Annotated in this window: 7 protein-coding genes; 2 read left to right on the top strand and 5 right to left on the bottom strand. The window is 60.4% G+C overall.

Translation table 11 applies throughout. The features are described from left to right. Positions 1-83: 83 nt before the first annotated feature. On the bottom strand, positions 84-2,705 hold the full coding sequence (leuS, locus tag AAAB16_RS18745; protein ID WP_340664687.1) for a leucine--tRNA ligase: 2,622 nt from the start codon (positions 2,703-2,705) through the stop codon (positions 84-86). Between the two features lie 221 nt (positions 2,706-2,926). Here leuS and AAAB16_RS18750 point away from each other — a divergent pair, with 221 nt between their 5' ends. Together AAAB16_RS18750 and AAAB16_RS18755 are read left to right on the top strand one after the other, a co-directional pair. Beyond that, a complete protein-coding gene (locus AAAB16_RS18750; RefSeq protein WP_340664688.1) occupies positions 2,927-3,376 on the top strand; it encodes a hypothetical protein in 450 nt (149 codons plus the stop codon). 27 nt (positions 3,377-3,403) lie between these two features. Further along, entirely contained in the window at positions 3,404-4,165 is a 762-nt protein-coding gene (locus tag AAAB16_RS18755) for a YdcF family protein (RefSeq protein WP_340664689.1), read from the top strand. A gap of 129 nt (positions 4,166-4,294) precedes the next feature. On the opposite strand, the gene lnt is transcribed toward AAAB16_RS18755, so the two are convergent. From lnt to AAAB16_RS18775, 4 genes are all read right to left on the bottom strand, one after another. Then, a complete protein-coding gene (gene lnt, locus AAAB16_RS18760; RefSeq protein ID WP_340664690.1) occupies positions 4,295-5,815 on the bottom strand; it encodes an apolipoprotein N-acyltransferase in 1,521 nt (506 codons plus the stop codon). 89 nt (positions 5,816-5,904) lie between these two features. Beyond that, the gene (locus AAAB16_RS18765; protein WP_340664691.1) at positions 5,905-6,744 is read right to left on the bottom strand and encodes an HlyC/CorC family transporter; all 840 of its coding nucleotides are present in this window, start codon (positions 6,742-6,744) and stop codon (positions 5,905-5,907) included. A 41-nt stretch (positions 6,745-6,785) separates the two neighbouring features. Continuing rightward, entirely contained in the window at positions 6,786-7,241 is a 456-nt protein-coding gene (gene ybeY / locus AAAB16_RS18770; RefSeq protein ID WP_340664692.1) for an rRNA maturation RNase YbeY, read from the bottom strand. Continuing rightward, a partial coding sequence (locus AAAB16_RS18775) for a PhoH family protein (protein ID WP_340664693.1) occupies positions 7,234-7,572 on the bottom strand: 339 nt, incomplete at its 5' end. The genes AAAB16_RS18775 and ybeY, both read right to left, overlap by 8 nt.

Below are 7,572 nucleotides of genomic sequence, written 5' to 3' on the forward strand. Positions count from 1 at the left end.
CCTTAAACCATCTGTAGCGCTGCGCATCCGCGCAGCGGCAACTCAATAGGTGTTCGCGGCGCCAGGGCAGCCGCGAGACGTCATCAGCTCGCGACGATATTGACCAGCTTGCCCGGTACCACGATGACCTTGCGAATGGTCAGGCCATCGAGGAAGCGCAGCACGTTTTCGTTAACCCGTGCAGTGGCTTCAACCTCTTCGCGGCTAGCCGTAGCCGGCACGTCGATCTGGCCACGCAGCTTGCCGTTGACTTGCACCACCAGTTGCAGGTTGTCCTGCACCAGGGCGCTTTCATCCAGCTGCGGCCACTGCGCGTCGATGATGGCGCTTTCGTGACCCAGCTCCAGCCACAGCTCATGGCTGATATGCGGGGTAATCGGCGCCAGCAGCAGGGCCACGGTTTCCAGGCCTTCCTGCAATAGCGCGCGGTCGGCGTCGCTGTCTTGGGCGGCTTTTTCCAGCACGTTCATCAGCGTCATCACCTGGGCGATGGCGGTGTTGAATTTGTGGTGTTGGCCAATATCCTGGCTGGCTTGCTTGATGGCCAAGTGAATGGCGCGACGCACGTCTTTTTGCGCGTCGGTCAGGCTCGCCACATCCAGGCTGCCGGGCACGCCACGGGCGACATGGGCTTGGGACAAACGCCAGACGCGTTTCAAGAAGCGGTGCGCACCTTCAACGCCAGAGTCGGACCATTCCAGGCTCATATCGGGCGGCGAGGCAAACATCATAAACAGGCGGCAGGTGTCGGCACCGTACTGGTCGATCATCGACTGCGGGTCAACGCCGTTGTTTTTCGACTTGGCCATCTTCTCGGTGCCGCCGATTTCCACCGGCAAGCCGTCGGTCTTGAGGATGGCGCCAATGATCTTGGCCTTGGCGTCGCGCTCGATTTCGACGTCCGCCGGGTTAAACCAGGTTTTGCTGCCGTTGGCTTCGGTGCGGTAGTAAGTCTCGGCAATCACCATGCCCTGGGTCAGCAGGTTTTTGAACGGCTCATCCGAGTTCAACAGGCCTTCGTCGCGCATCAGCTTGTGGAAGAAGCGCGCGTAGAGCAGGTGCAGAATCGCGTGTTCGATACCGCCAATGTACTGATCGACCGGCAGCCAATGGTTGGCGGCTTCTGGATCGACCATACCTTTGCTGTAATTCGGCGAGGCGTAACGGGCGAAGTACCAGGACGATTCCACAAAGGTGTCCATGGTGTCGGTTTCGCGCTTGGCCGCCGCGCCGCATTTCGGGCAGGTGCAGCTGTAGAAGTCGGGCATGCGTGCCAGCGGGCTGCCCGCGCCGTCGGGGACGACGTCTTCTGGCAGTACGACGGGCAATTGATCTTCGGGCACCGGCACATCACCGCAGGTATCGCAGTGGATGATCGGGATCGGGCAGCCCCAATAGCGCTGACGGCTGATACCCCAGTCGCGTAGACGGAACTGGGTGCGAGCCTGGCCGAGGGACTTTTTCTGCAGGGCCACTTCGATGGCGTCGAAGGCGCCAGCGAAATCCAGGCCGTCGAATTCGCCGGAATTGATCAGTTGGCCGTACTCGCCATAGGCGGCTTGCCACGGCGCCGGGTTTTCATCGCCAGCGCTGGTACGCACCACCGATTTGATCGGCAGGCTGTACTTGTGGGCGAATTCAAAGTCGCGTTCATCGTGGGCCGGCACAGCCATTACCGCGCCGTCGCCGTAGTGCATCAGCACATAGTTGGCGACCCACACCGGCAGCTTCTCGCCGGTCAACGGGTGCTCAACAAACAGGCCAGTGGCCAGGCCTTTCTTTTCCTGGGTGGCGATATCGGCTTCGGCTACCCCACCGCGTTTGCATTCGTCGATAAACGCTTGTAGCTCGGCGGCTTTGTCGGCCGGCAGCTTTTGCAGGGCGATAGCGGCCAGCGGGTGCTCGGCGGCCACGGCCACGTAAGTGGCGCCCATCAGGGTGTCGGCGCGGGTGGTGAACACATTCAGCTTGCCGGCCTCGCCAATGGAGGCTTGGTCGTAGGGGAAGCTGACTTCCATGCCGCGGGATTTACCAATCCAGTTGCGCTGCATGGTTTTGACCTGCTCCGGCCAACCGGGCAAGTCATCAAGACTGGTCAAGAGCTCGTCCGCATAGGCGGTGATCTTGAAGTAGTACATCGGGATTTCGCGCTTTTCGATCAGCGCGCCGGAACGCCAGCCACGGCCGTCGATAACCTGCTCGTTGGCCAGAACGGTCTGGTCAATCGGGTCCCAGTTCACGGTGCCGTTTTTACGGTAGATCACGCCCTTTTCGAACAGCTTGGTGAACAGCCATTGTTCCCAGCGGTAGTAGTCCGGTTTGCAGGTGGTGACTTCACGCGTCCAGTCCACCGCCAAGCCCAGGCTTTTCAGCTGGTTCTTCATGTAGGCGATGTTTTCGTACGTCCATTTGGCCGGCGCGACGTTGTTTTTCATCGCCGCGTTTTCTGCCGGCATGCCGAAAGCGTCCCAGCCCATGGGCTGTAGAACGTTCTTGCCTTGCATGCGTTGGTAGCGAGCGATGACGTCGCCGATGGTGTAGTTGCGCACATGGCCCATGTGCAGCTTGCCGCTGGGGTAGGGGAACATCGACAGGCAATAGAAGGTGTCTTTGCCAGGTTGTTCACTGACTACAAAGGACTTCTGCTCGTCCCAGTAGGTTTGCGCGGCGGCTTCGGTTTCACGGGGCTGATAGTGTTCGTGCATGGCTACTTTGACTAAAAAAGTGACTGACAGCCCATGGCGATAATGCGTTGCCCATGGGGTGCTCGAAGAACGCCGTAGCATACATGACCCGCCAGGGGCCTGGGAAACCCTGATTACGCCTGTCGCCAAGCGCTCCGCCGTCTGTCGCGGCAGCCTGCCCGTTGCCTGAGCGAAACTATGCTCTCAGGAACAACACAGGCGCGCAGTTGGCGAGGTTGCGGATGGCGGAGTTACGGCATGAAGAAGCTCAGGGCGGTCTCTACGAGCGCCTGTTGCAGCGTCTTGCCGTAGCCTTGGACGAGGCCGATAGCCACTCGCTGTTGCGCAACAAAACCCCAGAAGAACTTGAGCTCAGGGGCCTTAGCCCGGCTGAGCTGGAATTGATCAAAGCCTATCTGGACCGCGACCTGCACTGGCTGCGCGGCTGGCACGCGGCAGCCAAAGAGCTGGCGCTGATTGAGCAAACGCCGCCACCGAGCAAGCCTGCGCGCACGGTGCATATCAGTCATGCGCATAGCGCCCGAATACCCAAGCCAAAAGGCCTGCTTAAACGTCGGCAGAAGCTGGTCTGCGCGTTATGCGGTACGGCCGCGTTCTGGAACCCTGGCCAGGGCGTGCAAGCCTGTAGTGCCTGCGGCTCGCAGTTGTTCCGCGCCTCAAAACCCCGGTAGGCTTCGCGCTCCCCGGGGAGGTGCGCGATGGTTCTGCGGTATTTATTCAAACAACTCTTGCTGCCGCCTGGCTGCCTATTGCTGCTGATTCTGCTGGCCTGGTGGTTGCGTCGGCGCATGCCGCGCGTCGCGCTGGCCTGTTTTGTTTTGGGCTTTGGCGGCTTGTGGGTAAGTAGTTTGCCGATTGCGGTGGAGGGCCTGGCACGTCTGGTCGAGCGCGAGCCCGCCCTGACACCCGCGCAAATCGAAGGCCTGGCAGGGCAGGTGGATGCGATTGTCGTGCTCGGCGCCGGGCGTGAGCGCGACGACCCCGCCTGGGGGGGCGATCAGGCCAGTCACCTGGCAGTTGAACGGGTACGGTATGCCTCGCGGCTGGCCAGAATCACCGGGTTGCCGGTGCTGATCAGCGGCGGTTCACCCTATGGCGAAACCGTTAGCGAAGCGCAGTTGATGGCCGAGGTGATGGTTCGCGACTTCCGCGTGCCGGTGCGCTGGCAGGAAGGGCGCAGCCGCACGACCTTGGAAAACGCTCAATTCAGCGCGCAGATGTTGCAAGCAGACGGCATTCGCCGTGTGCTGCTGGTCACCCACGCTGCCCATATGCCGCGCTCGCGGTGGTGTTTCGAACGCGCCGGCTTAGAAGTGGTGGCCGCGCCGGTGGGTTTTCTGAGCGTGCCCAATCGCCGCCCGCTGGGCGGCTGGTTGCCCGAGAGCAGAAGCGTGTGGCAGACCGGCACGCTGCTTAACGAAGTGGCGGGGCAGATTGCCTATCCGTTGTTTTACCGCTGAGAGGGCAGTGCGCACGGGGTTATCGTCATCACCGCGAAGGCGGGAATCCAGAGTGTTGAGCCAGGCTCGGTGGCTTGTACCATCCGAGATTCTGGATCCCCGCCTGCGCGGGGATGACGGTGTAAGTGGTTAAACGGTCTTGGCGATCCGGCTTGCCACCAGCGCCCAGCCAAACAGCAAGAAGCACACAATCACCAACGGCCATGAGCGCCATTGCAGATAAGGCGTGAGCTTTTGCATGGGCACTACTTCGCCATACAGCACGCCTTGTTCAAACTGCGGAATCTGCGTGGTGATATGGCCAAACGGGTCGATCAGCCCGGTGATGCCATTGTTGGTGGCGCGGATCATCCAGCGGCCGGCTTCCAGCGCGCGCATTTGCGCCATCTGTAAGTGTTGCAGCGGGCCGATGGAAGTGCCGAACCAGGTGTCGTTGCTCACGGTCAGCAGCAGTTGGCTTTGTGCCGACAGGCTTGCGGCAAACTCCGGGTACACCACTTCATAGCAAATAAACGGCGCAATTTTGTAGCCCTTGGCATCCAGTAAGGCCTGGTCGGACGGGCCACGGGCGAAGTCGGACATCGGCAGGTCGAAGAAGGCAATCAGGCCACGCAGCAGATCTTGCAGCGGTACGTACTCGCCGAAAGGCACCAGGCGCTGTTTAAAGTACGTGCCGCTGCCCTGGCCAATTACGGTGATGCCGTTGTAGTAGCGCTTTTCGCCTCTGGCATTGACCTCGCGCACGGGCACGCCAGTGATCAGTGTGGATTGGCGCTCATTGGCGAAACGGCCCATAACGTTCAGGTAGCCTTCGGCAAACTCTTTCAGAATCGGCACCGCCGTTTCCGGCCAGACGATTAGGTCCACGGGCTTGGCGCTAAAGGTCATGTCGCGGTACAGAGCCAACTGCGCATTGAGGTGCTCGGGGTTCCACTTCATTTCCTGAGCCACATTGCCCTGAATCGCCGCCACTTTTAAGGGGGCGCCAGCGGGCTCAGTCCAGGCATGGTTTTTCAGGCCAAACGCCAGCAGCCAGGGTGCGATCAGCAGCACCACTCCAGCGGCCAGAAAGGCTTTACGCTGGCCCAGGCGCGGCAGGTTGATCAGCAAGGCTGACGTCAGCGCCAGGGTAAAAGAAATCAACCAGACGCCGCCCACCGGCGCCAAACCGCTAAGCGGGCCATCCAACTGGCTGTAGCCGGAATACAGCCATGGGAAGCCGGTCAAGAACCAGCCACGAAAGGCTTCTTGCGCCAGCCACAACGCCGCGAACGCTAAGGCATCGGCCAGTGGTGCTTCATTACGGCGCAACCAGCGCGCCCACACAAAAGCGGGCAGGGCGAAGAACCAGGCGATACAGGCGCAGAAACCCACGGTGAGAAAAATCGCTAACGGCGCGGAAGCGCCGCCGTAGTCATGGATGCTGACGTAGATCCAACTGGTGCCGGCCACGAACAGACCAAAGCCATAACACCAGCCACGGCCCATGGCCTGACGTGGTTTGAGGTCGCGCAAGCCAAGGTAGAACAGGGCGATGGCGATCAGGGCCAGAGGCCAGATATTGAACGGGGCGAGGGCGAGGGTGGTGAGGGCGCCAGCGGCAAGGGCCACAAGGTTGCCGACCCAGCCGGTACGAGAAATCCAGCTCATTGTTTTCCTGAAAGTCGGTTGGTGGTCGGCATTGGACCGTGCGCGCAGTGTTGGGCTTCGCTTGCGCTCAACCCAACCTACGGGCGCGGTTAGCGGTCGATACGAGTCAGGCGCAGCAGGTGGATGCGGCGGCTGTCGGCGCTTAAAACGCGGAAACGGAAGTCGCCGATTTCGGCAATTTCGTTGCGCTTGGGCAGATGGCCGAAGGCACTCATGACCAGACCGCCGACGGTGTGGAATTCGTCGTCGGTGAACTCGCTGTCGAACGACTCGTTAAAGGCGTCAATCGGCGTCAGCGCTTTGATTAGGAAGTCGCCGCTGGGCAGCGGTTTGATATAGCTGTCTTCCTCAACATCGTGCTCGTCTTCAATGTCGCCGACGATCTGTTCCAGCACGTCTTCAATGGTCACCAAGCCGGCCACACCGCCGTATTCGTCGATGACGATGGCCATATGGTTATGGTTGGCGCGGAACTCGCGCAGCAGCACGTTAAGGCGTTTGGACTCCGGCACAAAGGTGGCCGGGCGCAGCATGTCTTTGATGTTGAATGGCTGGCTGGCGTCTTGCAGCACCAGTGGCAGCAGGTCTTTGGCCAGCAGCACGCCGATCACGTCATCCAGGCTTTCGCCGACGACCGGATAGCGCGAGTGGGCCGATTCGGTGATCGCCGGGATCAGCTCTTGCGGGGTCAGGCCAGCTTTGATGCTGACCATCTGCGAGCGCGGCACCATGATGTCGCGCACCTGCAGGTCGGCCACCTGAATGGCGCCTTCGACAATGGCCAGCGCTTCGCTGTCGAGAAGTTTGTTCTGATGGGCTTCGCGCAGCAGCTCCAAGAGCTCCTGGCGGTTTTTCGGCTCATGGGCAAAAGCCTGGGTAATTTTGCCTAACCAGGATTTTTGCCCGTTGCTCGATCGGTCTTCGCTCATGCTGTTTACTCAGTGTTCCTTTCTGGTGCCTGAAGGTCAGGCTATTCGTCGCCTGCATAGGGGTCAGGGTGACCCAATTCAGCGAGCAATTGTTGTTCCAAGGTTTCCATCTCGACGGCTTCTTCGTCGTCGAGATGGTCGTAACCCAATAAATGCAAGCAACCGTGAATCACCAAGTGCGCCCAATGGGCCTCGGTGCTTTTGCCTTGTTCGGCGGCTTCGCGCTCGACCACCTGCACGCAGATCACCAGATCGCCGAGCAGGGGAATATCGAGCAATTCATCGGGCACGTCGGCGGGGAAAGACAGCACATTGGTGGCGTAGTCTTTCTGCCGGTAGGTGTGGTTGAGTTCGCGCGCTTCGGCTTCGTCCACCAGGCGGATGGTCAGTTCCGAATCAGCGCTGCGCTGGCGCAGCGCCAATTCGCACCATTGGCGGAACTGGGCTTCGCTGGGGCTGGCGGCGCTGCTGGCGTTTTGCAGATCAAGCTCAAGCATTGCCGCGATCTGCCTCGGAACTGCCCGCGTCTTTTTTGCTGTCGAACGCCTTGGTTTCGGCGGCGCTTTCAAAGCGCTCGTAGGCCTCGACAATGCGTTGTACCAGCGGGTGGCGAACCACGTCTTTGGACAGGAAGTGGGTAAAGGAAATGCCTGGCACGTCCTTTAACACTTCAATCACGTGGGTCAGCCCGGACTTGGTGCCGCGTGGCAGGTCGACCTGGGTGATATCGCCAGTGATCACTGCCGTGGAGCCAAAGCCGATGCGGGTAAGGAACATCTTCATCTGCTCAAGGGTGGTGTTCTGACTTTCGTCGAGAATGATGAAGCT

Origin of the sequence: Pseudomonas sp. (assembly GCF_037994325.1) — a bacterium.
Classification (GTDB): Bacteria; Pseudomonadota; Gammaproteobacteria; order Pseudomonadales; family Pseudomonadaceae; genus Aquipseudomonas.

Coding starts and splice junctions, on each gene's coding strand:
- AAAB16_RS18755 (WP_340664689.1), top strand. CDS start 3,404: ATGGTTCTGCGGTATTTATTCAAACAACTCTTGCTGCCGCCTGGCTGC.
- AAAB16_RS18765 (WP_340664691.1), bottom strand. CDS start 6,744: ATGAGCGAAGACCGATCGAGCAACGGGCAAAAATCCTGGTTAGGCAAA.
- ybeY (WP_340664692.1), bottom strand. CDS start 7,241: ATGCTTGAGCTTGATCTGCAAAACGCCAGCAGCGCCGCCAGCCCCAGC.
- leuS (WP_340664687.1), bottom strand. CDS start 2,705: ATGCACGAACACTATCAGCCCCGTGAAACCGAAGCCGCCGCGCAAACC.
- AAAB16_RS18750 (WP_340664688.1), top strand. CDS start 2,927: ATGGCGGAGTTACGGCATGAAGAAGCTCAGGGCGGTCTCTACGAGCGC.
- lnt (WP_340664690.1), bottom strand. CDS start 5,815: ATGAGCTGGATTTCTCGTACCGGCTGGGTCGGCAACCTTGTGGCCCTT.